The sequence below is a fragment of the Gammaproteobacteria bacterium genome (genome assembly GCA_036381015.1).
In the GTDB taxonomy this organism is placed as follows: Bacteria; Pseudomonadota; Gammaproteobacteria; order Steroidobacterales; family Rariloculaceae; genus ZC4RG20.
Genome location: DASVDR010000020.1, coordinates 71,377 through 93,227, shown reverse-complemented (window position 1 = coordinate 93,227; position 21,851 = coordinate 71,377). Strand labels below are relative to the sequence as shown.

At 68.5% G+C, this 21,851-nt stretch carries 18 protein-coding genes; 1 reads left to right on the top strand and 17 read right to left on the bottom strand.

Annotated features, from left to right (window positions below):
• Positions 1-136 precede the first annotated feature (136 nt).
• Both VF329_07765 and surE read right to left on the bottom strand, forming a co-directional pair.
• Entirely contained in the window at positions 137-817 is a 681-nt protein-coding gene (locus VF329_07765; protein ID HEX7080893.1) for a protein-L-isoaspartate(D-aspartate) O-methyltransferase, read from the bottom strand.
• Entirely contained in the window at positions 814-1,563 is a 750-nt protein-coding gene (gene surE / locus VF329_07760; GenBank protein ID HEX7080892.1) for a 5'/3'-nucleotidase SurE, read from the bottom strand. Before surE ends, VF329_07765 begins: the two co-directional genes overlap by 4 nt.
• A gap of 68 nt (positions 1,564-1,631) precedes the next feature.
• Here surE and VF329_07755 point away from each other — a divergent pair, with 68 nt between their 5' ends.
• A complete protein-coding gene (locus tag VF329_07755) occupies positions 1,632-2,156 on the top strand; it encodes a Smr/MutS family protein (protein HEX7080891.1) in 525 nt (174 codons plus the stop codon).
• Here VF329_07755 and ftsB read toward each other — a convergent pair.
• From ftsB to rseP, 15 genes are all read right to left on the bottom strand, one after another.
• Positions 2,097-2,498, bottom strand: a complete 402-nt coding sequence (gene ftsB / locus VF329_07750; protein ID HEX7080890.1) for a cell division protein FtsB — start codon at positions 2,496-2,498, stop codon at positions 2,097-2,099. The two genes, VF329_07755 and ftsB, sit on opposite strands and share 60 nt — an antisense overlap.
• A gap of 3 nt (positions 2,499-2,501) precedes the next feature.
• Positions 2,502-3,785, bottom strand: coding sequence for a phosphopyruvate hydratase (gene eno / locus VF329_07745; protein ID HEX7080889.1), 1,284 nt, complete (start codon positions 3,783-3,785; stop codon positions 2,502-2,504).
• Positions 3,782-4,603: a 3-deoxy-8-phosphooctulonate synthase gene (kdsA, locus tag VF329_07740; protein ID HEX7080888.1), complete on the bottom strand. Its 822-nt coding sequence runs from the start codon at positions 4,601-4,603 to the stop codon at positions 3,782-3,784. The genes eno and kdsA overlap by 4 nt, the downstream gene beginning before the upstream one ends.
• The gene (locus VF329_07735) at positions 4,600-6,246 is read right to left on the bottom strand and encodes a CTP synthase (GenBank protein ID HEX7080887.1); all 1,647 of its coding nucleotides are present in this window, start codon (positions 6,244-6,246) and stop codon (positions 4,600-4,602) included. The genes kdsA and VF329_07735 overlap by 4 nt, the downstream gene beginning before the upstream one ends.
• A 286-nt stretch (positions 6,247-6,532) precedes the next feature.
• A complete protein-coding gene (gene tilS, locus VF329_07730; protein HEX7080886.1) occupies positions 6,533-8,047 on the bottom strand; it encodes a tRNA lysidine(34) synthetase TilS in 1,515 nt (504 codons plus the stop codon).
• Positions 8,048-8,105: 58 nt separating this feature from the next.
• Positions 8,106-9,065 (bottom strand): acetyl-CoA carboxylase carboxyltransferase subunit alpha, encoded by a 960-nt coding sequence (locus VF329_07725; protein HEX7080885.1) that lies wholly within the window; start codon positions 9,063-9,065, stop codon positions 8,106-8,108.
• Between the two features lie 531 nt (positions 9,066-9,596).
• Entirely contained in the window at positions 9,597-13,118 is a 3,522-nt protein-coding gene (gene dnaE, locus VF329_07720; protein HEX7080884.1) for a DNA polymerase III subunit alpha, read from the bottom strand.
• Positions 13,111-13,752, bottom strand: a complete 642-nt coding sequence (locus VF329_07715; protein HEX7080883.1) for a ribonuclease HII — start codon at positions 13,750-13,752, stop codon at positions 13,111-13,113. The genes dnaE and VF329_07715 overlap by 8 nt, the downstream gene beginning before the upstream one ends.
• 57 nt (positions 13,753-13,809) lie before the next feature.
• Entirely contained in the window at positions 13,810-15,021 is a 1,212-nt protein-coding gene (lpxB, locus tag VF329_07710; GenBank protein HEX7080882.1) for a lipid-A-disaccharide synthase, read from the bottom strand.
• A gap of 24 nt (positions 15,022-15,045) precedes the next feature.
• Positions 15,046-15,816: an acyl-ACP--UDP-N-acetylglucosamine O-acyltransferase gene (gene lpxA, locus VF329_07705; protein ID HEX7080881.1), complete on the bottom strand. Its 771-nt coding sequence runs from the start codon at positions 15,814-15,816 to the stop codon at positions 15,046-15,048.
• A complete protein-coding gene (gene fabZ / locus VF329_07700; protein HEX7080880.1) occupies positions 15,813-16,265 on the bottom strand; it encodes a 3-hydroxyacyl-ACP dehydratase FabZ in 453 nt (150 codons plus the stop codon). Before fabZ ends, lpxA begins: the two co-directional genes overlap by 4 nt.
• A 55-nt stretch (positions 16,266-16,320) precedes the next feature.
• Entirely contained in the window at positions 16,321-17,361 is a 1,041-nt protein-coding gene (lpxD, locus tag VF329_07695; GenBank protein HEX7080879.1) for a UDP-3-O-(3-hydroxymyristoyl)glucosamine N-acyltransferase, read from the bottom strand.
• Between the two features lie 9 nt (positions 17,362-17,370).
• The gene (locus VF329_07690; GenBank protein HEX7080878.1) at positions 17,371-17,886 is read right to left on the bottom strand and encodes an OmpH family outer membrane protein; all 516 of its coding nucleotides are present in this window, start codon (positions 17,884-17,886) and stop codon (positions 17,371-17,373) included.
• A gap of 18 nt (positions 17,887-17,904) precedes the next feature.
• Entirely contained in the window at positions 17,905-20,322 is a 2,418-nt protein-coding gene (gene bamA / locus VF329_07685) for an outer membrane protein assembly factor BamA (GenBank protein HEX7080877.1), read from the bottom strand.
• The gene (gene rseP / locus VF329_07680) at positions 20,322-21,794 is read right to left on the bottom strand and encodes an RIP metalloprotease RseP (GenBank protein HEX7080876.1); all 1,473 of its coding nucleotides are present in this window, start codon (positions 21,792-21,794) and stop codon (positions 20,322-20,324) included. The genes bamA and rseP overlap by 1 nt, the downstream gene beginning before the upstream one ends.
• Between the last annotated feature and the right edge of the window lie 57 nt (positions 21,795-21,851).

Here is a 21,851-nt window from a genome sequence, read left to right as displayed (position 1 = left end):
TGCCGTGCCACGGCGTCCCCGCCTGGAGCATGGATGCACCGCCCGACACGGCGCGCAGCGCGCTCACCGCCGCTCATCGGACTCCCGGCGACGACGAGGAAGCGGCCGTCGAGAACGGACAGTGTGCGAAACGGCCTCAACCCTCGGTTCCTTCCACGAGCGGGACGAAGCTGACCGGCGTCAACGTGCGCTTGCGATACTCGTTGCCTTCGCGCGTGACGCTCACGAGGTTCTGCCGTCCGCGCCCGCCGATCGGAATCACGAGCCGCCCGCCGTTTTCGTCGAGCTGCTCGAGCAGCTCCGGCGGAATCTCGGGCGGAGCAGCCGCGCAAAGGATGCCTTGAAACGGCGCCTGACTGCGCCAGCCGTGCCACCCGTCGGAGTGCCGCAGGCTCACGTTGTTGATGCCGAGCCGGCGCAGATTCTCCTGCGCGCGCCTGAACAGCGCATGAACCCGCTCGACGCTGTAGATGTGCTGCACGAACGGCGCGAGCACCGCGGTCTGATAGCCGCAGCCGGTTCCCACCTCGAGGACCTTCGCGAGCTTCACGCCGGCGGGAAGATCGGTGATCAGCGCGACCGTCATCAACGCGACGATGTACGGCTGCGAGATCGTCTGCCCGTAGCCGATCGGCAACGCCGTATCCTCGTATGCGCGGCTTGCGAGCGCCTCGTCGACGAAGAGATGCCGCGGCACCGAGCGGATTCGCTCGAGCACCGGCTCGTGCGTGATCCCCTCGTTGCGCAGCCGCTCGACGAGCCGATCGCGGGTGCGCGCGGAGGTCATCCCGATGCCGTTCAGATCCGCGCCGGTCATTGGAGCTTCTCCACCCAGCGCGAGAGATCGGGAAGCGCCCTGTGATCCGTGAGGTCGATCTTCAGCGGCGAGATCGAAACGCGCCGGTTGGCGATCGCGTGGAAATCCGTGCCCGGTCCCGCGTCCTGCCCTGCTCCGGAAGGACCGATCCAGTAGATCGGCCGATTCTTCGGATCCAGCGCCTTGATCACGGGCTCGGACTTGTGGCGGAAGCCGAGCCGTGTGACCTCGAAGCCGCGAAGCTCGCCGAGCGGCAGATCCGGCACGTTCACGTTGAGGATCGTGTCCGCGGGCAGCGGATGCTCGAGCATGTGCTCGATCAGACGGCGCGTGACGGCGGCCGCCGTCGCGAAATGCCCGCCGCTTTCGAGCACGAGCGACACCGCAACGGCCGGAAAGCCGAGAAAGCGGCCTTCCATCGCGGCGGCGACCGTGCCCGAATAGAGCACGTCGTCGCCGAGATTCGCGCCGTGATTGATGCCCGACACGATCATGTCCGGGTCCTCGTCGAGGAGCCCGGTGATCGCGATGTGCACGCAATCGGACGGCGTGCCGTTCACGTAAAACCAGCGCGAACGCGCCTCCTCGACGCGAAGAGGCGTCTCGAGAGTCAGGGAATTGCTTACGCCGCTTTGGTTGCGCTCGGGCGCGACGACGGTGATGGACGCGAGATCAGCCAGCCGATCGGCGAGCGTTCTGAGCCCCTGGGCCTGATAACCGTCGTCGTTCGAAAGCAATATGCGCACACACCATTCCCTGGAAGAGCCGAGAACGGTGCAACTATACTTGAAGCGTCTGGGCTCTGGGGCACGTGATGGACAGCGGCAACGACGAGCGGAGCGCCTTCCGGCAAGCCATGCTCGGGGTCACGCCGCTCAAGCGGCAGAACCGCGTGGCGCCCGCCCGAAAGCGGCCTGCGGCCACCGCGCGGCTGAGCCGCGCGGCGCGCGCCGCGGTGCTTCGCGACAGCTTGAACGGCGCATTGGTCGAGCAGGCCGACGGCGAAATCGAGTTCCGCCGGCACGGCGTGCGGGCCGAGACGTTGCGGCTGCTGAGGCGCGGCCGCTTCGCCGTCGCCGACGAGATCGACCTGCACGGCCTCACCCGATCGGAAGCGGAGGAGGCGCTGAAAAGCTTCATCGCCGCCTCGGTGTCGCTCGGCCACGGCTGCGTGCGGGTGGTGCACGGTAAAGGCAGTCGCTCGGGCCCGGGCGGCCCGGTGCTGAAGCACGCCGTGCACGAGTGGCTCGCGCGCTGCGACGACGTGCTGGCGTTCGCGTCAGCGGCGCACCGGCACGGCGGCACCGGCGCCGTCTGCGTGCTCCTCCGGAGAAGGTAGCGCTTTCGCTTGCGCGGCGTAACGCCGCGCAGCGTCATAAGGGACGATCTGGTAGAAGCTCTCGCCCGGCTGCACCATGCCGAGCTCGGTGCGGGCGCGCTCCTCCGCCGCGGCGAGACCGCTCTTCAAGTCCCTGACCTCGGCGGCGAGCGCCGCGTTGCGCTCCTCGAGGCTGCGATTCTCTTGCGTGCGGAGCGCCACCTGCTCCTCGAGGCGCCACACCTCGCGCATGCCGCCGTCCGAGAGCCAGAGCCGGAACTGGAGCACGGCGAACGCGAGCGCGAGCGCGACGATCAGCGGACGCATGACGGAAAAAAGGTGTCGGACGCGCGTCTCTGACACCTTTTACAGCTCGATAGGGAAGGCGTCGGCGCCGGCATATCTCGCGTGTCCCCCGAGTTCGTGCTCGATGCGCAGCAGCTGATTATACTTCGCGAGGCGATCCGATCGACACAACGAGCCGGTCTTGATCTGCGTCGCGCGTGTCGCAACGGCGAGATCCGCGATCGTCGCGTCTTCCGTCTCGCCTGAGCGATGCGACACCACGGCGGAGTAACCCGCGTCCGCGGCCATGTCGATCGCGGCCAGGGTCTCGGTCAGCGTGCCGATCTGATTCGGCTTGATCAGAATGCTGTTCGCGACCTTCTGCGCGATGCCTTCCGCGAGAATCTTCGTATTGGTGACGAACAGATCGTCGCCGACCAGCTGGATCCGGTCGCGGAGCCGGCTGCTCAAGAGCCGCCAGCCGTTCCAATCGTTCTCGGCCATGCCGTCCTCGATCGAGACGATCGGGTAGCGCGCGATCAGATCCTCGAGGAACGCTTCGAACTCTTCGGCGTCGAAACGCCGCCCTTCCGAAGCGAGCGTGTACGCGCCGTTCGAGTAGAGCTCCGTGCTCGCGACGTCGAGGCCGAGAAAGATCTCGCGGCCGAGCGTGTACCCCGCGCCGTCGACCGCCTCGGCGATCGTCTCGAGGGCTTCCTCGTTCGAGCGCAAGTTCGGCGCGAAGCCGCCCTCGTCGCCGACGGCCGTTGCGAGACCGCGGGACCGCAAGACCTTTTTCAACGCATGAAAGATCTCGACGCCGTAGCGCAGCGCTTCCGCGAAGCTCGGCGCGCCGACGGGCAGAATCATGAACTCCTGGATGTCGACGCTGTTGTCGGCGTGCGCGCCGCCGTTGACGATGTTCATCATCGGCACCGGCATCACGTAGCTTTCCGCCGCATGCAGATGCCGGAAAAGCGGCAGGCCGCGCTCGGCGGCCGCGGCCTTCGCGCACGCGAGCGATACCGCGAGGACCGCGTTCGCGCCCAGACGGCTCTTGTTCTCGGTGCCGTCGAGCTCGATCAGGCGCCGGTCGATCGCCGCCTGATCGGCGCCGTCCGCGCCGCGAAGCGCCGCGCGAATCTCGCCGTTCACGTGCCCGACGGCCTGCAGCACGCCCTTGCCTAGATAGCGCTGCGGGTCTCCGTCGCGGAGCTCCACGGCCTCGCGCGAGCCGGTGGACGCCCCGGACGGCACGGCCGCGCGGCCGACGCTCCCGCTCTCGAGCTCCACCTCCGCCTCGACCGTCGGGTTCCCCCGCGAGTCGAGCACCTCGAGCCCCCTGATCTCCTTGATCTTGCTCATGCCTCCTCCGTGCTCTTCACGACCTCGTCGATGCGCTTCAGCCGCGCGAGTAGCGTCTCCATCCGATCGAGCGGCCATTGAGTGGCGGCGTCGCAAAGAGCGTGCTCCGGATCGGGGTGCGTCTCGAGGAACACACCGGCGATGCCGGCGGCGACGGCCGCACGCGCAAGAATCGGAATGTGACGCCGCTCGCCGCCCGACGCGTGACCGAGGACGCCGGGCGCCTGCACCGCGTGCGTCGCGTCGAACACGACCGGCGCGCCGGTCTCACGCAGCACGGCGATAGCGCGCATGTCGACGACGAGATCGTGATAGCCGAAGTTGACGCCCCGCTCGCATACGAGCAGCCGCTCGTTGCCGGTGGAGCGCGCCTTGGCGACGACGTTCACCATCTCCTCCGGCGACAGAAACTGCCCCTTCTTCAGATTGACCGGTCTGCCCTGCTTCGCGACCGACAGGATGAAGTTCGTCTGGCGGCAGAGGAGCGCCGGGGTCTGGAGCACGTCGACCACCTCGGCCACCTCGCCGAGAGGCGTGTCCTCGTGCACGTCCGTCAGCACCGGCACGCCCACGTCGCGCTTCACGCGCTCGAGTATGCGCAGTCCTTCGGCGATCCCGAGACCGCGGAAGCTGCCGATCGACGAGCGATTCGCCTTGTCGAACGACGCCTTGAACAGCAGCGGCATCGACAGCCGCGCGCAGATGTCGCGCAGCCTCTCGGCGGTCGAAAGCACCATCGGCTCGTTTTCGATGACGCAAGGCCCGGCGATGACGAAGAGCGGATGCGACGGACCCGTCTCGAAGCCCGCGAGCATCATGCTCGCGCGGCCCGCGGCAGCCGCAGCCCCTGGCATGCGCGCGCCGCGCTCACGAAGCTCGCGAAGAGCGGATGGCCGTCCCGCGGCGTGGACGTGAACTCGGGATGGAACTGCGACGCCAGAAACCAGGGATGATCCGGCAGCTCGATCACCTCGACGAGACCGTCCTGCGAGAAGCCCGAAAAGACGAGCCCCGCCTCCTGGAACCGCTCGAGGTAGCGGTTGTTGAACTCGTAGCGGTGCCGATGCCGCTCCGAGATCACGTCCTTGCCGTAGATCGATCGCACGAGGGTCGAGCTCTTCAGCCGGCAGCGTTGGGCGCCGAGGCGCATCGTTCCGCCGAGGTCGGAATCCGCGCTGCGCTCCACGGTGGCCCCGCTCTCGTCCTGCCATTCCGTGATCAGCGCGATCACCGGATCCGCCGCCGCGCTGTTGAACTCGGTGGACTGCGCACCGCTCAGACCCATCACGTTGCGTGCGTACTCGATGATCGCGACCTGCATACCGAGGCAGATGCCGAGATAAGGCACCCGCTTCTCGCGCGCGAACCGCACGGCCTCGATCTTGCCCTCGATCCCCCGCTCGCCGAAGCCGCCGGGGACGAGGATCGCGTCGACGTCCGCCAGGCAGTCCGTGCCGGAGGACTCGATCTCCTCGGACTCGACGTACTCGATCTTGACGCGCGTGCGCGTGTGAATGCCGGCGTGCACGAGCGCCTCGGTCAGCGACAGGTACGAGTCCTTGAGATCCACGTACTTGCCGACCATCGCGACCGTGACCTCCGCCTCCGGATGTGCCTTCGCGTCGACGACGGCCTCCCACTCCGAGAGATCGGCCGGCGGCGCCTGGAGCTTCAGCTTCTCGACGACGATCTCGTCGAGCCCCTGCCCGTGCAGCATCATCGGGATCTTGTAGAGGTCGTCGACGTCGACCGCGGAAATCACGGCGCGTGCCTCGACGTTCGTGAAAAGGGCGATCTTCGCGCGCTGCTCCGCCGGCAGCGGCAGCTCGGAGCGGCAGACGAGCACGTCCGGTTGAATGCCGATCGAGCGCAGCTCCTTCACCGAGTGCTGCGTCGGCTTCGTCTTGATCTCGGACGAGGCCGCGATGAACGGCACGAGCGTCAGGTGAATGTACAGCGTGCGATCGCGGCCGAGCTCGACACCCATCTGGCGTATCGCCTCGAGGAACGGCAGCGATTCGATGTCGCCCACCGTGCCGCCGATCTCGACCATGCAGACGTCCGCGTCCTCGGCCCCCTTGAAGACGCAGCGCTTGATCTCGTCCGTGATGTGCGGGATGACCTGGACGGTGGCGCCGAGATACTCGCCCCGGCGCTCCTTCGCGATCACGTTCGAGTAGATGCGGCCGGTGGTGAAATTGCTGTTGCGCCCCGTTTTAGTGCGCACGAAGCGCTCGTAATGGCCGAGATCGAGATCCGTCTCGGTGCCGTCCTCGGTCACGAATACCTCGCCGTGCTGGAACGGGCTCATCGTGCCGGGGTCGACGTTGATGTAAGGGTCGAGCTTGATCAGACGGACCGTGAGACCGCGCGCCTCGAGAATGGCGCCGAGACACGCCGACGTGATGCCCTTCCCCAAGGACGACACCACGCCGCCTGTGATGAATATGAATCGGGTCATGCTCCGCCTGTCCGAAACGTAAGAAGGCCGCGCCGGCGCGGCCCTTGCAAAACGTGCCGCCGCGTCGCAGCGGACGTCATTCCCACGAAAATGAAAACGGTTGGTTCTTCGGAGACGGTGCTACAACGTACCAGAACGGCTCCGATGCGGCCAGCCCGCGTCGGCACCGACGCGCCGCGACGCGGAGCAGAGCGGCGCTCGCGCACGGGCAACGACGCAAGACGCCGAGCATTTGCGCACTTGCATCGCGCGCGCGCCGCTCGCCGGCGGGCGTCTGTCGTTTGCGTCAGTCGATGCGCGGATGGTCGTGCCAGCGCACGCGCCATCGCGGCTCGGCGGGCGCCGCGCGCAATGCTTCGTCGTCGAGCGCGAGATCGGCGACGGCCACGAGGCGGTCGCCACGGTAGAGCAGCGGAACGCGGTCGCGCATCCAAGGGACGATGCCGCGCTGCTGGAACCAGTGCTTCAGCGAGCGATGATGCGCGTCGCCGGCGGGCTTGAAGCGCTCGCCACCGGCCCGGAAGCGCACGTCGAGTCCCTGCCGCGCCCACGACTCGGGCATCCCGGCGGCTTCCGGCGCGCGAGCACCGGTACGCGGATCGCCGGCCGCCGCGCCGCGCGGAGCCGCGGACGCGGCCTCCGCCGCGCCTTCGCCCGCATCGGGCGCGTCGACCGGTTCGAGGACGAGACGGCCTTCCGGGCCCTCCCACGGGCTCTCCGCGCTGACCCGCCCGGCCGGCGCCGCGAGCGGCGCGCCGACTCGCGCGCGCTCGGCACCGGCCCGGGCGGACCGCTCCGAACGACGCTCGGCCGAGCGCTCCGGCGTGCGCGGTGCCGCGAGCAGGTAAAGCCGATCGCGGTAGACGCGCGCTTCGCCGCCCGGCCACTGCACACGTGCGCGCGCGCCCGGTCCGCTTTCGGCGATCGCGGCGCAGAGCCGCTCGAGCCGGTCGGCGTTCGGCATCGGCAGGTTCGCCCGCCGGATCGCATGGCGCAGCGCGTTGCGTCGGCGTGCCGCCTGAAGCGCGCGCAGCGGGGCGAGCGGAACCCTATCCGCCACGGCGCCCGCCGCGGCGAGATCCGCCTCGGCCACGCTCACCAGAATCTCCTCCGCGTCGCCCATGGCCGCGGCGAGCCGCGCGGCGCTGCGAAGCGCCGCATCGCCCCACCGCTCGCGGATCACGGGCAGCAGCTTCGCGCGCACGAGATTGCGATCGTGCTCGAGGCTTCGGTTCGACGGATCCTCGAGCCAGTCGAGCATCCAGTCCTCCGCGATCGCCCGGATCTCCGCGCGCGACGCAGCGAGCAGCGGGCGCACGATCTCGCCGCGGCCGAGCGGCGCGCGCGGCAGGATGCCCCGCAGACCGCGCACGCCCGTTCCGCGCAGCAACCGAAGCAGCAGCGTCTCGAGCTGATCGTCGGCGTGGTGCGCGGTGAGCAACGTCTCGCCTTCGGCGAGAAGCTCCGCGAGCGCGGCGTACCGCGCGTCTCTCGCGGCCGCCTCGAGCCCGGTCCGCGCGGCGCGGTCGACGACGATCCTGACGCTGCGAAACGGCACGCTCCACTCGGCGCAGACGCGCCGGCACCGGCGTTCCCATTCGGCCGAGTCGGGATGCAGACCGTGATCCACGTGCAGCGCGCGCAGCGATTCGACGGCCGGCAGGCGCGTCATCGCCGCGAGCAGCACGGTGGAGTCGAGCCCGCCGCTGAAAGCGACGGCGAAGCGACGGGCATGCGGAACCGTGCGGTGCAGCGCTGCGCGCAGACCGTCGAGAAAAAGCCGCTCGCGGGTCTCGCTCAAGCTTCTCCGGCCCGCCCGGCCGGGCCGCTACGCCTGCCCTCGGAGGGGCGCGGCGTGCTCAGCCTTCCTTGAAGTTGCCGTAGGCCGCAAGCTTCGCGCGGCGCGCCTGCACGAGCTCGTCGGCGTTGAGCGCCTGGAGCTCCGCGAGCGCCTGCACGAGCGTGTTCTTCAACGTCTCGGCCATCCCGTTCGGATCGCGATGAGCGCCGCCCAGCGGCTCGGGGATCACGTCGTCGACGAGGCCGAGCTTCTGCAGACGGTCGGCCGTGACGCCCATCGCCTCGGCCGCGGCCTCCGCTTTCTCCGCGGTCTTCCACAGAATCGACGCGCAGCCCTCGGGCGAGATCACCGAGTAGATGCTGTACTGGAGCATGTACATCCGGTCCGCGACGCCGATCGCGAGCGCGCCGCCCGAGCCGCCCTCGCCGATCACGACGCTGACGATCGGCGTCCGGAGCCCGGACATCACGAAGAGATTGCGCGCGATCGCCTCGCTCTGGCCGCGTTCTTCCGCGCCGACGCCGGGATAGGCGCCCTTCGTGTCGATCAACGTGATCACCGGCAGCGAAAACTTCTCGGCGAGCCGCATGATTCGCAGCGCCTTGCGGTAGCCCTCGGGGCGGGCCATGCCGTAGTTCCTCTCGATGCGCTCCTTCGTATCGCGGCCCTTCTCGTGGCCGATCAGCGCGACCGGCCGGCCCTCGAGCCGCCCGAGGCCGCAGATCAGCGAGCGATCGTCGGCATACATCCGATCGCCGTGCAGCTCCTGAAAGTCGGTGAAGCACTTCTCGATGTAATGCAGCGTATCCGGCCGCTGCGGATGACGTGCAAGCTGTACGACCTGCCAAGGAGTCAAGCTCGAGAATATCCCCCGGGTGAGCGACTCGCTTTTCTTCCTGAGCCGCTCGATCTCTTCCGTGATATTGACCTCGGAGTCGTCGCCGACGAACTTCAGCGCGTCGATCTTCGCCTCGAGCTCCGCGATCGGCTGCTCAAAATCGAGGAATTTCAAATCCATATGGACGCCTGCTGACTGCCGCGCCACGATAACCCCATCCCGGACACGGTGACAAGTGCCGACCCCGCACAATCGCGCCTAGGTCGGCCATGCCTGCCACGGCGGTCGTTTCCGCTCTCTTGGCCCGACCGCGCGGCATTTGGGAACGTGTCTTCGGTCATGCCTTTCGGCCATGCCTGCCGCGGCCGTCGTTTCCGCTCTCTTGGCCCGACCGCCCGCAACGTATCGGGAACGCGTCTTCGGTCGTCCCCGCCGCGGCCGTCGATTCCGCTCTCTTGGGCCGACCCCCTGCAACGTATCGGGAACGTGTCTTCGGTCGTGTCTTTCGGGGCCGTCCGCCGCCAGGGACGGCGGCGGACGATCCGCAGGGACGCTCTTCCGGCGTGCCCCGAAAGGCACGACCGAAGACGCGTTCCTCGGCGCAGCGCCGACCGTCGGGCCAAGAGAGCGGAAACGACACGCTACGGGCTGGCGGCGCCATGCTAGCGACCGCAGGTACGCGCGGCACGCGAAGGTCGAGACCGGAGCCGCTCACACGAAGTGCTTCGGGTAATGAATCGAGAACCGCTCCTCCCCGAGCAGCCGCGCGAGCGTCTCGCGCAGCTCCCGCGTCGGCCGTACCGCCCACTCGTCCCCGAGCGTCAACAGCGCCTCCGCCGTCCGCCCCTCGTACTTCAAGCACACCTCGCACTTCCCCCGCGTGAACGGGCGGAGCGCGCTCTTCAGCGCCGGCACGAAGTCCGGCCGCGCGTCGGCGCTGCACCAGCGGATCGTGAGTCGCCGTGCATGCTCCTCGATCTCGTCGTCCACCGAGCGCACCCGCTGCGCGGTCAGCCGCCACGCGCTCAGAAAGTCGTCGTAGCGCAGCTGGCCGCGGACGACGAGAACGGCGTCCTTCACGACGAGGTGGCGCGCCTCGGCGTACACCTCGTCGAAGAGCGTGACCTCGATCGCTCCGGTGTTGTCGTCGAGCTCGATCGACACACGCCCGCCCCGGCGGCGCACGTCCATCACGACGCCGCCGAGCGTGACCTCCCGGCGCACCGCGTAGGGGTATTGCCCGGCACCGCCGCCGTCGCTCGGCAGCGCGCCGAGCACACCCGCGATCGGACCGTTCGTGAAGTGCGCGCAGTGGGTCGCCACGTCGTCGAACGGGTGTCCGGTCAGATAGAGGCCGAGGCTCTCGCGCTCGGCCTGCAGCCGCTCGCGCTTCGTCCATTCGCGCAGGACCGGAAACTCGTGCTCGAGCTCCGGCCCGTCGTCGTCGCCGAAGAGCGCCGCCTGCCCGCCCGCGAGCGCGTGCGCCGAATGCTCCGCGAGGCGCAGCGCGTCGGGGATCGACTGCATCAGCGTCGCGCGGTTCGCGCCGAGACCGTCGAGCGCGCCGCAGCGCGCGAGCGCCTCGAGCACACGGCGATTCAGCTTCTGCGTGTCGACGCGGCGGCAAAGATCGAGAAGGCTCGTATACGGCCCACGGGCTTCGCGCTCGGCGACGATCGCCTGCGCGGCGCCCTGCCCTACGCCCTTCACGGCCCCGAGCCCGTAGCTGATGCGCCGCGGGCCGAGCGTCGTGAACGCATGCGCAGAGCGATTGACGTTCGGCGGGTCGAGCTCGATGCCGAGCTCCGCGCAGTCCTTCTTCAACACGACCAGCTTGTCGGTGTTGTCCATGTCCGCGGTCATCACGGCGGCCATGAACGCCGCGGGGTAATGCGCCTTGAGCCACGCCGTCTGATATGCGACGAGCGCGTACGCGGCCGAGTGCGACTTGTTGAACCCGTATCCGGCGAACTTCTCCATCAGATCGAAGATGTGCGTCGCGAGCGCTTCGTCGACGCCGCGCTCCACCGCGCCGGCGACGAAAACCTGCCGCTGCTTCGCCATCTCCTCGGGCTTCTTCTTGCCCATCGCGCGGCGCAGCAGATCGGCGCCGCCGAGCGAATAGCCGGCGAGCACCTGCGCGATCTGCATCACCTGCTCCTGGTAGAGGATCACGCCGTACGTGGGCTTCAGCACCGGCTCGAGCGACGGGTGCAGATAGTCGATGGGCGCTCCGCCGCGCGCGTGCTTGCGGTTGATGAAGTCCTCGACCATGCCGGACTGAAGCGGCCCGGGGCGAAACAGCGCGTTGATCGCGACCAGGTCCTCGAAACGATCGGGCTTCAGCCGCTTGAGCAGGTCGCGCATGCCGCGCGACTCGAGCTGGAACACCGCGGTCGTCTGCGAGCGGTTCAGCAGCTCGTAGGTCTTGTGGTCGTCGACCGGCACGGCGGCGAGATCGACCGGCGGCTCACCGCGCGCCGCGCGCTCCGCGTTGATCGTCGCGAGCGCCTTATCGATGATCGTGAGCGTCTTGAGGCCGAGGAAGTCGAACTTCACGAGCCCGATCGCCTCGGTGTCGTACCAGTCGAGCTGCGTCAGCGAGCCCTCGGGCTCCGTGTAGAGCGGCATGAACTCCGTCAAAGGCGCCGGCGCGATCACGACGCCGCCGGCATGCGTGCCGGCGTTCCTCGCGAGCCCTTCGAGCCGGCGCGCCATGTCGAGCAGATTGCGGACCTCTTCCTCCGCCCGGTAGGCGGCGGCGAGCTCTTCGCTCTCCGCGAGCGCCCGGTCGAGCGTCATGCCGAGCTCGAACGGGATCAGCTTCGCGATGCGGTCGACGTAGCCGTAAGGCATGCCGAGGACGCGGCCGACGTCGCGCACGACCGCGCGCGCGGCCATCGTGCCGAACGTGATGATCTGCGAGACCCGGTCGCGGCCGTAGCGCTCCGCGACGTAGCCGATCACGCGGTCGCGCCCCTCGATGCAGAAGTCGACGTCGAAATCGGGCATCGAGACGCGCTCGGGGTTCAGGAAGCGCTCGAACAGGAGATCGTGCGCGATCGGGTCGAGGTCCGTGATGCCGAGCGAGTACGCGACGAGGGAGCCGGCGCCCGAGCCCCGCCCCGGCCCCACCGGGATGTCGTTGCGGCGCGCCCAGCCGATGAAGTCGGCGACGATCAGGAAGTAGCCTTCGAAGCCCATCCGGCAGATCACGTCGAGCTCGCGCTCGAGCCGCTGCGCATACGTGCCGTCCGCGTCGTCGTGGCCGGCCGCTTCGAGGCGTCGGGCCAGTCCGCGCGCGGCCTCCTCGCGAAGATACCCCGCTGCGCTCGTTCCCTCGGGCGTCTCGAACTCGGGCAAGAACACTTGGCCGAGCTCGAGCTCGAGGTTGCAGCGCTTCGCGATCTCCACGGTGTTGTCGATCGCTTCCGGCAGCTCGTCGAAGAGCTGCTGCATCTCGACCGCCGGCTTCAGGTACTGCTCCTCCGTGTAGCGCCGGGGACGGGCCGGGTCGCCGAGCGTGCGGCCCTGCGCGATGCACACCCGCGTCTCGTGAGCTTCGAAATCGGAGCGCTCGACGAAGCACACCTCGTTCGTCGCGACCAGCGGCACGCCTTCCGCGGCCGCGAGCGCGACGGCGCGCTCGAGGTACTCGGCTTCGCCGGGCCGACCGAGACGCTGGCACTCGATGTAGAAGCGCCCCGGCATCCGCCGCCGCCAGACCTCGAGCACGGCCTGCGCGCGCTCCGGGTCGTTCGCCGCGAGCGCCTTGCCGAGCTCTCCGGACGGCCCGCCGGAGAGCGCGATCAGGCCCCGCAGCGAGTCCTCGTCGAGCCATTCGGCGAGCAGCAGTGCGCGCCCGTGCGGCTGCGCCGCGGCGTAGCCGGCCGTCAGCAGCCGGCTCAGGTTGCGGAACCCTTCGCGGCTCGCGCAGAGCAGGGTCATCGGATGCGGATCGCGCTCGCCGGGCTTCTCGGCCGTCCAGACGTCCGCGCCGATGATCGGCTTGATCCCTCGGGCGACGGCCGCCTTGTAGAACTTGACCATTGCCGAGACGTTGCCGAGGTCGGTCACGGCGACGGCCGGCATCCCGAGCCGCTCGACCGCCTCGACGAGCGCCTCGACACGCACGACGCTGTCGACCAGCGAGTACTCGGTGTGCACCCGCAAGTGCACGAACGGCCGGGGACGCGCGCTCGTCGGCCGGACGGCGCTGCTCGGATCAGTCATCGTCGACTAGCACGACGCGGCGGTCGTACGGCCGCGCGCACGGCGCGAAGCTGCTGCGATGGATCGGGCACGGCCCGTGGCGCTCGAGCGCCTCGAGGTGCTCCTCGGTGGCGTAGCCTTTGTGTCGATCGAATCCGTAGACCGGATACCGCCGATGCCAGCGGCGCATCAGGCGATCGCGGCACACCTTCGCGAGAATCGAGGCCGCGCTGATCGCGGCTACCTTCGCATCACCGTCGACGATCGGCTCGAGCAGGAACGGGCGGTGATGGTTCTCGAATCGCGGCAGCTGATTGCCGTCGATGCGCACGAGATCGGGCACGACGCGAAGGCGAAGCACGGCGCGTTCCATCGCCCGCAGCGTTGCCTGCAGAATGTTCACCTCGTCGATCTCCGCAGGCCCGGCGTAACCGAGCGCGAAGGCCGCTGCCTTCCGGCGGATCTCGCGTGCGAGGCGCGTCCGCTCTTCCGGCGACAGCAGCTTCGAGTCCTTGAGCCCGCGGATCCGGCGGCGCCGATCGAGCACGACCGCGGCGGCGACGACGGGACCGGCAAGCGGCCCCCGCCCCGCCTCGTCGACGCCGGCGACCGTCGCGTCGCGCCCGACGAACGGAAGCCGCCGCGTCAGACCCACGGCGCCTCGCTCCTCGAAGCCGCCGTGGCGCGCGGGGACGGCGCCGCGCCGCGCGGTTCAGCTCTGCTCTCGCCGCGCTGATCGTGCATCGTGCGTCCCGGCTTCTTCTTTTCCCTGCCCCCGGTCCAGTAACTCGAGCACGGCCTCGGCCGCCGCGTCGCTCGCGCCGCGGCGCAGCCTTCGATGAATCGAGTCGAAGGCATGATACCAATCCTCGGTCTCCGTCTCGCCGTCGAGGCAGCGCAGCAACGCCGGCCCCATCGCATCGGGGCGCACGCGGTCCTGCGCGAACTCGGCCACGATCCCTCGGCCCGCGAGCAGGTTCGGCAGCGAAAAGTGCGGAATGCGCGCGACGCCGAGACGCCGCGCGATCGCGTACGTCAGCGGCGAGACGCGGTAGGCGACCACCATCGGCCGCTTCAGCAGCAGCGCTTCGAGGCTCGCAGTGCCCGACGCCGTCAGCACGGCGTCGGCCGCGGCCATGACCTCGCGCGCCTTTCCGACCGTGCGGACGGGCGCCGGATCGAGCGCCGCCTCGCCCGCCGACCGCGCGAACACCTCCTCCATCTCGGCGTTCGCGAGCGCGATCGCGAAGCGGATGCCGGGGCGCGCGCGCTGCACCCACTCGGCCGTCGCGAGGAACGGGGCCGCGAGCCGCGTGACCTCCGGGCGGCGGCTTCCGGGCAGGACGGCGACCAGCGGCGCATCGGTCGCGAGACCGAGCCGCTCGCGGGCCTCATTCCGGTCCACGTGCGGCGGAATCGCGTCGGCAAGCGGATGGCCGACGAAGCGCGCGTTGACGCCGTGCGCCGCGTAGAAGTCGGTTTCGAACGGCAGCACGCACAGCACGAGATCCGCGGCCGCGCGCACCGTGCGCACGCGCGATTGCCGCCACGCCCAAATCTGCGGGCTCACGTATTGCACGGTGCGGAAGCCCGCGGCGCGCAGCCGCAACTCGACCGGAACGTTGAAGTCGGGGGAATCGATGCCGATCAGCACGTCGGGCCGGCTCGCTTCGAGGCGGCGGATCAGGTCGCGGCGCAGCCGCAGCAGGCGCGGCAGGTGGTGCAGCACCTCCGCGAGGCCCATGACCGAAAGCTCCTCGGCCCGATACCAGGGCGAGCAGCCCGCCGCGGCCATCTGCTCGCCGGCGATGCCGAAGAACTCCGCGTCGGGAACGCGCCGCTTTATCGCCTCGATCAGGCCGGCGCCGAGCGCATCGCCCGACTTCTCGCCGGCGACGAGCGCGAAGCGTTTCGGCGGCTGCATGTCCTCTGAGCGAGCTCGGCCGCGTCAGCGGATTACGCCGCGCGTGCTCGCGCGCAGCGAATCGAGCAGCGGGCGAAGCTCGGGCTGCGATTCGACGCGCTCCGCCAGGGCTGCGAGCGCATCGTCGAGCTTCAGCCCTTGACGATAGACGATGCGGTAGGCGTCGCGGATGTTGCGGATTTGCTCCGGCGTGAACCCGCGCCGCTTCAGCCCCTCGGTGTTGATCCCGCGCGGGACGGCGGGGCCGCCCGCGGCCATGACGTAGGCCGGAACGTCCATCGTGACGAAGCTGTACATGCTCAGGAACGAGTGGGCGCCGATCCGGCAGAACTGATGAACGCCCGTGAAGCCGCCGAGGATCGCGTAGTCTCCGATGTGGACGTGGCCCGCGAGAGTCGCGGCATTCGCAAAGATCGTATGGTCGCCGACGACGCAGTCGTGGGCGATGTGCACATACGCCATGATCCAGTTGTCGTTGCCGATTCGGGTCACGCCCCGGTCCTGGACCGTGCCGCGGCTGATCGTGACGTACTCGCGAATGGTGTTTCGGTCGCCGATCTCGAGGCGGGTGGGCTCGCCCGCGTACTTCTTGTCCTGAGGATCGTCGCCGATCGACGCGAACTGGAAGATGCGGTTGTCCTCGCCGATCGTCGTCGGGCCCTTCACGACCGCGTGCGCCTCGATGCGCGTGCCGCGCCCGATCTCCACGCCCTCGCCGATGATCGAGAACGGCCCGACATAGGCGTCCTCGTGGATCTCTGCCTTCGGCGAGACGACCGCCCGCTGGTCGATCAAGGGCGCTTCCCGGCGACCATCGTGATCTCGGCCTGCGCGGCGACCCGGCCGTCCACTTCGGCCCGCGAGTCGAAGCGCCAGATGGCCTTGCGGCTCTGCGCGAGCTCGACCCGCAGAATCAACTGGTCGCCGGGCCGAACCGGTTGCTTGAAGCGCGCCTTCTCGATGCCCGTGAGATAGAGCAGCGCGTCGCGTTCCTCGGGACTCGCCATTTCCCACACGAGCAGGCCGCCGGCCTGCGCGAGCGCTTCGACGATGAGGACGCCCGGCATGACCGGAAATCCCGGAAAGTGCCCGGTGAAGAACATCTCGTTTGCGGTAACGTTCTTCACGGCCACCAGCGAGTCGGGCACGGACACCTCCAGCACGCGGTCGACGAGCAGAAACGGGTAACGGTGGGGCAGCCGTTCCATGATCGCCCCGATGTCGAGCTTCGGTCCGTCCGTCATTGTTCGTTCGTTCCCAATAAAGAGGCGCGCCCTTCTCGGTCGTCGCCGTGCGCGCTCAATCGTCGTCGTGCGCGCGGAGGCCGACGCGCCGTTCGACGGCGCGCAGGCGCTTCGCAAGCTCGTCGAGGTGCCTGAAGCGCCCGGCGTTGCGGCGCCAGCGCGCGGCTTCGTCCGCGGGCAGCGTGCCGAGGTAAACGCCCGGCTGCGTGATCGAGCGGGTGATGACGCTGCGGACCAGCATCACGACGTCGTCGCAGATGTCGAGATGCCCGACCATCGCCGCGCCGCCCGCGATCATACACCGCTTTCCGATCCGCGTGCTGCCGGCCACGCCCGTCATCGCCGCCATCGCCGTGTGCGCGCCGACGCGCACGTTGTGGCCGATCTGCACGAGATTGTCGATCTTCACGCCGTCCTCGATCACGGTATCCTCGATCGCGCCGCGATCGATCGCGCTGTTCGCACCGATTTCGACGTCGTCGCCGATCGTGACCGAGCCGACCTGCGGCACCTTCACCCAGCCGCCGTGCGCAAAGTCCTCGGCGAAGCCGAAGCCGTCCGCGCCGATCACGACGCCGGGGTGGAGCAGACAGCGCGCGCCGATCTTCACGCCGTGAAGCACGGTGACGCGGGCCGCGAGCCGGGTGCCCGCGCCGATCCGAACGCCTTCGCCGACCACCGATCCCGGCCCGATCACGACGCTTTCGGCGATCACGCTGCCGGCGCCGACGACGGCCTGCGGGCCGATCTCGGCGGAGGGATGAATATCGGCGCCGGCGGCGACGACCGCCGTCGGATGAATCCCCGGCCGCGGCGCGGGCGGCGGATGGAGCACGGCCGCGACGCGGGCGTACGTCGCATACGGATTGGCGTGCACGAGGCAGGGCACCGGACACTCGGCCCGGTAGCGCTCCTCGAGTATCACGGCCCCCGCCCGCGTGTCACGGAGCGCGGCGCGGTAGCCGGGATTCGCGAGAAAAGTAATCGCGTCCGGCGTCGCGTTCGGGAGCGTCGCGACCCGGGAGACGACGGCGTCGGCGGGGCCGTGGAGCGCGCAGCCGAAGCGCTCTGCGAGATCCCCGAGCGTGGCCGCCATCGAAGCGCCTTAGTCGTCTTCCTCCTGCAACATCTCGAGGACGGCCTCGGTGATGTCGAGGTCGCTGTCGAAATAGAGAGCTTCGGCGACGATCAGGTCGTAGTCCTCGCTGCGAGCATAGTCCTGCACTCGCTGAAGGACCGTTCGCTGGACCTTGTTCAGCTCCTCGTTCTGACGGATGTTGGCGTCTTCGCGAAGCTCGTTGACCGCGCGCTCCAAGTCGCGGGCGCCGTCGCGAATCTCGCGCTCGAGATTCGCGCGTTCCTGATCGCTCATGACCTCGGCATCGCGCTGCAGCCGCTGCTGCTTCTCCTCGAGCTCCTGCCGCATCGTCACGATGTCGCGCTGCCGCGGAGCGAACTCCGTCTCCAAGGCCGCATTCATCTGTTCGAACTGCGGCGACTGCTGCACGAGCAACGGAAAGTTGACGACGCCGATCTTGAGGTCCTGCGCCTGAGAAGGGCCGGCAATAAGCATGCCCGCCGCGAGCGCGACGGGCCCCCAGGCCCGAAATGCCTTCACCATGAACTCGATCCTCAAATGCTAAAACGCATTGCCTATGTTGAATTGAAAGCGCTCGACCTCGTCGCCGAAGAAGCGGTCGGTTTCTTCGTCGGCGTTGAGCGGAACCGCATAGCTGAAGCTCATGAGGCCCATCGGGCCGTACCACTCGACGGCGAGCCCGAAGGATTTTTTCAACTTATCATAGTCGAAATCGTAGTCGATCGGATCGCCGAGACGGTCGAAGAACTCCACGTCCCCGGTCGAGAACACGTTGCCGATGTCGTAGAAGAGCGAGATCCGCGTCGAGCCCGCGAGCTTCTCCGGCGTCGGCATGATCAGCTCGAATTGGTTCGCAACCAGGAAATTGCCGCCATAGGGATTGCGGAGCGAGTCGAGCGGACCGAGGTGGCTCTGCTTGTACCCGCGCACCGAGCCCGGCCCGCCGGCATAGCGGTTGCGGTACGGCGGCAACGACGTGGTGTCGCCGAACGCATCGCCGTAGGCAAGGTCGCTGTTGATCCTGAAGCGCCAGCGTCCGGGCAGCCGAATGTACTTGGTGAAGTCGAGTGACGCCACGTAGTACTCGACCTCGCTGCCCGGCACGGACGCGTTCAGGCCCGCCCGCATGTACGTGCCGAGGGTCGGGAAAATCGCCGCGTTCAGGCTGTCGTAGGACCACCCGGCCATGAGCTCGAAGGTTTGCACCTTCGTACCGAACACGCCGCTCTGTCCTTCGATCGTGAACGGATTGCCGTTCGACCGGACCCAGTCGCGAGCCTGCTCCGAGCTGAACGCGGTGGTCAGAAGCTCCGCGTCCTGATACAGGAAGCCGAAGTTGAAGTATTGGTACTCGGTGAGCGGATAGGTCCAGTTGAGGCCGCCCGACATCGTCTCGGTCGAGAAGTCGGACGTGTAGGACGTGAACTGCGTGATGTCCTGATAGGAGAACGAGATCGTTCGCGACAGCTCGTCGACCGTGCGGTAGTAGTCCGTGAACGAGACGTCGTAGACCTTCTGGAACTCGCCGGCGCGCAGGTCCACGGCCACACGGTTGCCCGTGCCCATGAAGTTCGCGTGGATGAAATTGCCGCCGAGGATGATGCCCTGCGACTCGGCGTACCCGAGGCTGCCGCCGAACTGTCCCGGCAGGCCTTCCTCGATCTCGAACTCGACGTCGACCTGGTCCGGGCTGCCCGGAACGGGCACGGTCTCGTACTCGACGGACTCGACGTACGGCAGCCGCTGGAGCCTCACCTTCGACCGCTCGAGGTCCGCGTTCGAGAGATAGGCCCCTTCGAGCTGGCGCATCTCGCGCCGGAAGACCTCGTCGTCGACGTTGTCGGCGCCGTTGAAGTCGATGCGGCGGACGTACACGCGGTTCTGCGGCTCCACGAAGAACGTGACCGCGACCTCCTTGGTCTCCTCGTTCAGCTCCGGGACGGCCTGGACCTCCGCGAAGGCGTAGCCATCCAGGCCGAGGCGGTTGGCCATCGCCTGCTCGGTGAACGTCAAGAGCTGTTGCGAGAACGTCTGGCCGGGCCGCGGCAGGATCAACGCGCGCAGCTCGTCCTCCGGAACGACCATCTGGCCGGCGAGGTCGATCTCGGAGAAGGTGTACTGATCGCCCTCCTCGACGCCGATCGTGATGAAGATATCGCTCTTGTCCGGCGAGATCGCGACCTGCACGTCGTCGAGCCGAAAGTCCGCGTAGCCGCGGTCCATGTAGTACGAGCGCAGCGTCTCGAGATCGCCTTCGAGGGCCTCGCGCGAGTAGCGGTTGTCGTCGCGGAGGAAGGACAGCAGGTTGCCGGTGGTGAGCTGGAACTGATCGAGGAGCTCGTCGTCGTCGAACGCCTCGTTGCCGACGATGTTGATCTGGCGGATCTTCGCTCGCTCGCCTTCCTCGATGTCTATCGAAACGCGCACGCGGTTGCCGGGAAGCTCCTCGACGGTCGGCGTGACCTTTACGGCGTACTTGCCGCGTGCGTGATATTCCTCGGTCAAGAACTGAGTGACGTCGTCGAGAACCGAGCGATCGAAGGTCTCGCCGACCGCGAGACCGACGTCCTTCAGCGACTCCTCGAGCGCCTCGTCCTCGATGTCCTCGTTCCCGCTGAACGTAAACTCCTGGATCGACGGCCGCTCGAGGACCGCGATCACGAGCGTGTCGCCGTCGACGCGCAGCTCGATGTCCTGAAAGAAGCCGGTGCCGTAAAGCGCTCGGATCGCTTCCGCGACACGCTGCTCGGTAATCGTGTCGCCGATATTGATCGGCAAGTAGTTGTAGACGGTGCCCTCGGAGATGCGCTGCGCGCCCTCCACGCGAAAGTCGCGCACGACGAACGGGTAGGGACTCTGCTGCGCGACCTGGGCCGCGGCGCCGGCGGCGAAGCCGGCTGCGAGCACGCCCGCGACGGCGCGGGCGATGCTGCGGGAAGCGAGTGTTGCGAATGCCATCAGCCGAATACCCGCGTCAGATCGTTGTAGAAGACGAACCCCATCAGAAGAATCATGAACAGGATGCCGAGCTGCTGGCCGAATGCCATCGCCCGTTCCGACAACGGTGCGCCTTTGATCCACTCCGCCAGCTGGTAGACGATCTGGCCGCCGTCGAGGAGCGGCACCGGGAGCAGGTTCAAGATCCCGAGACTGATGCTCACGATCGCGAGAAAGCTCAGGAAGGCGCTAAAGCCGGCCTGCGCGCTGTCCCCCGCATAGCCCGCTATCGCTATCGGTCCGGACATATTACGCATCGACACGTCGCCGACAACCATGTGCCCGATCATCGTGACCGTGAGCGCGGACATCTCCCAGGTCTTGCGGATGCCGTGACCGAGCGCAGCGAGCGGGCCGTAGCGCTGCTCGGCGCGCAGGCGCTCGGCGAGCTCGTCCCATTCGTGCGGCGGCTCGGCGATCCGGGTGATGCCGATCTGGCCGACGGCCTCGCCGTCGGAGCCGGTCCGGGCGCGCTCGGGACTCGGCGGATTCTCGTCGGCGGGGCGCGCGCGGTCCCGACCCACCATGTTGACGATCTCGCCGTCGCCGCCGGCGACGCCGATCGTGACCGGCAGCACGATCTCGCGTCCGTCGCGCTCGACCAGCAGGTCGACGGTCTCGCCCGGCCGCGCGCGAATCAGCGACGCGAGGCCGTTGAAGCCGCTCACGCGCCGCCCGTCGACGGCGAGGACGCGGTCGCCCGGCTCGAGGCCGGCGCGGTCCGCGGGCCCGCCGGGCGTGACGGTGCCGACCTCGGCCGGCCAGGCCGGAAACGGATAGAGGCCGAGACCGTCGAAGAGCGCGTCGGGCTCGGTAAGCTCCTCGACGCGCCCGCGCACGTCGATGTCGACGTTGCGGACGTTGCCGTTCGCGCCGCGGACGGTCAGATCCAGGACGCCGTCGTCGAGCATCTCGTCGAGGATCGCGAGCGTCGCCTGCTCCCACGTTTCGGTGGGTTGCCCGTCGACGGCCTCGATCACGTCCGCGGGGCGCAGGCCCGCGTCGTCGGCGGCCGAGCCGGGCGTGATCTCGGCGACGTAGGCCTTCATGCCGGGGACGCCCGTCATGAAGAGCAGCCAGTACGCGAGCACCGCGAACACGAAATTGAACCCCGGCCCCGCGAGCAGCACGGCGATCCGCTGCGCGGGAGGGCGGTTGTTGAAGGCTCGATGGCGCTCCGCTTCGGGAACCGGCGCTTCCCGCTCGTCGAGCATCTTGACGTAGCCGCCGAGCGGAATGGACGAGATCCAGTACTCGATGCGGTCCGGATCCCGCCCGCGAAGCCGATACAGCGGCTTGCCGAAGCCGACCGAGAACCGCAGTACCTTGAAGCCCAGGCGGCGCGCGACCCAGAAATGGCCGAGCTCGTGCACGGACACCAGCACGCCGATGGCGACGATGAAAGCGACGAGCGACAAGGCGACGTCGATCATGGGGGTTGCGGTGACCTCGGATTGTCCGGTGGGTACCTCATTCTAACCGGGCGGACC

Excerpts from the sequence above, each read along its gene's own strand:
- VF329_07765 (HEX7080893.1), bottom strand. The coding sequence starts at position 817 with ATGACCGGCGCGGATCTGAACGGCATCGGGATGACCTCCGCGCGCACC.
- VF329_07755 (HEX7080891.1), top strand. The coding sequence starts at position 1,632 with ATGGACAGCGGCAACGACGAGCGGAGCGCCTTCCGGCAAGCCATGCTC.
- eno (HEX7080889.1), bottom strand. The coding sequence starts at position 3,785 with ATGAGCAAGATCAAGGAGATCAGGGGGCTCGAGGTGCTCGACTCGCGG.
- kdsA (HEX7080888.1), bottom strand. The coding sequence starts at position 4,603 with ATGATGCTCGCGGGCTTCGAGACGGGTCCGTCGCATCCGCTCTTCGTC.
- VF329_07735 (HEX7080887.1), bottom strand. The coding sequence starts at position 6,246 with ATGACCCGATTCATATTCATCACAGGCGGCGTGGTGTCGTCCTTGGGG.
- VF329_07725 (HEX7080885.1), bottom strand. The coding sequence starts at position 9,065 with ATGGATTTGAAATTCCTCGATTTTGAGCAGCCGATCGCGGAGCTCGAG.
- dnaE (HEX7080884.1), bottom strand. The coding sequence starts at position 13,118 with ATGACTGATCCGAGCAGCGCCGTCCGGCCGACGAGCGCGCGTCCCCGG.
- lpxB (HEX7080882.1), bottom strand. The coding sequence starts at position 15,021 with ATGCAGCCGCCGAAACGCTTCGCGCTCGTCGCCGGCGAGAAGTCGGGC.
- fabZ (HEX7080880.1), bottom strand. The coding sequence starts at position 16,265 with ATGACGGACGGACCGAAGCTCGACATCGGGGCGATCATGGAACGGCTG.
- lpxD (HEX7080879.1), bottom strand. The coding sequence starts at position 17,361 with ATGGCGGCCACGCTCGGGGATCTCGCAGAGCGCTTCGGCTGCGCGCTC.
- VF329_07690 (HEX7080878.1), bottom strand. The coding sequence starts at position 17,886 with ATGGTGAAGGCATTTCGGGCCTGGGGGCCCGTCGCGCTCGCGGCGGGC.
- bamA (HEX7080877.1), bottom strand. The coding sequence starts at position 20,322 with ATGGCATTCGCAACACTCGCTTCCCGCAGCATCGCCCGCGCCGTCGCG.
- rseP (HEX7080876.1), bottom strand. The coding sequence starts at position 21,794 with ATGATCGACGTCGCCTTGTCGCTCGTCGCTTTCATCGTCGCCATCGGC.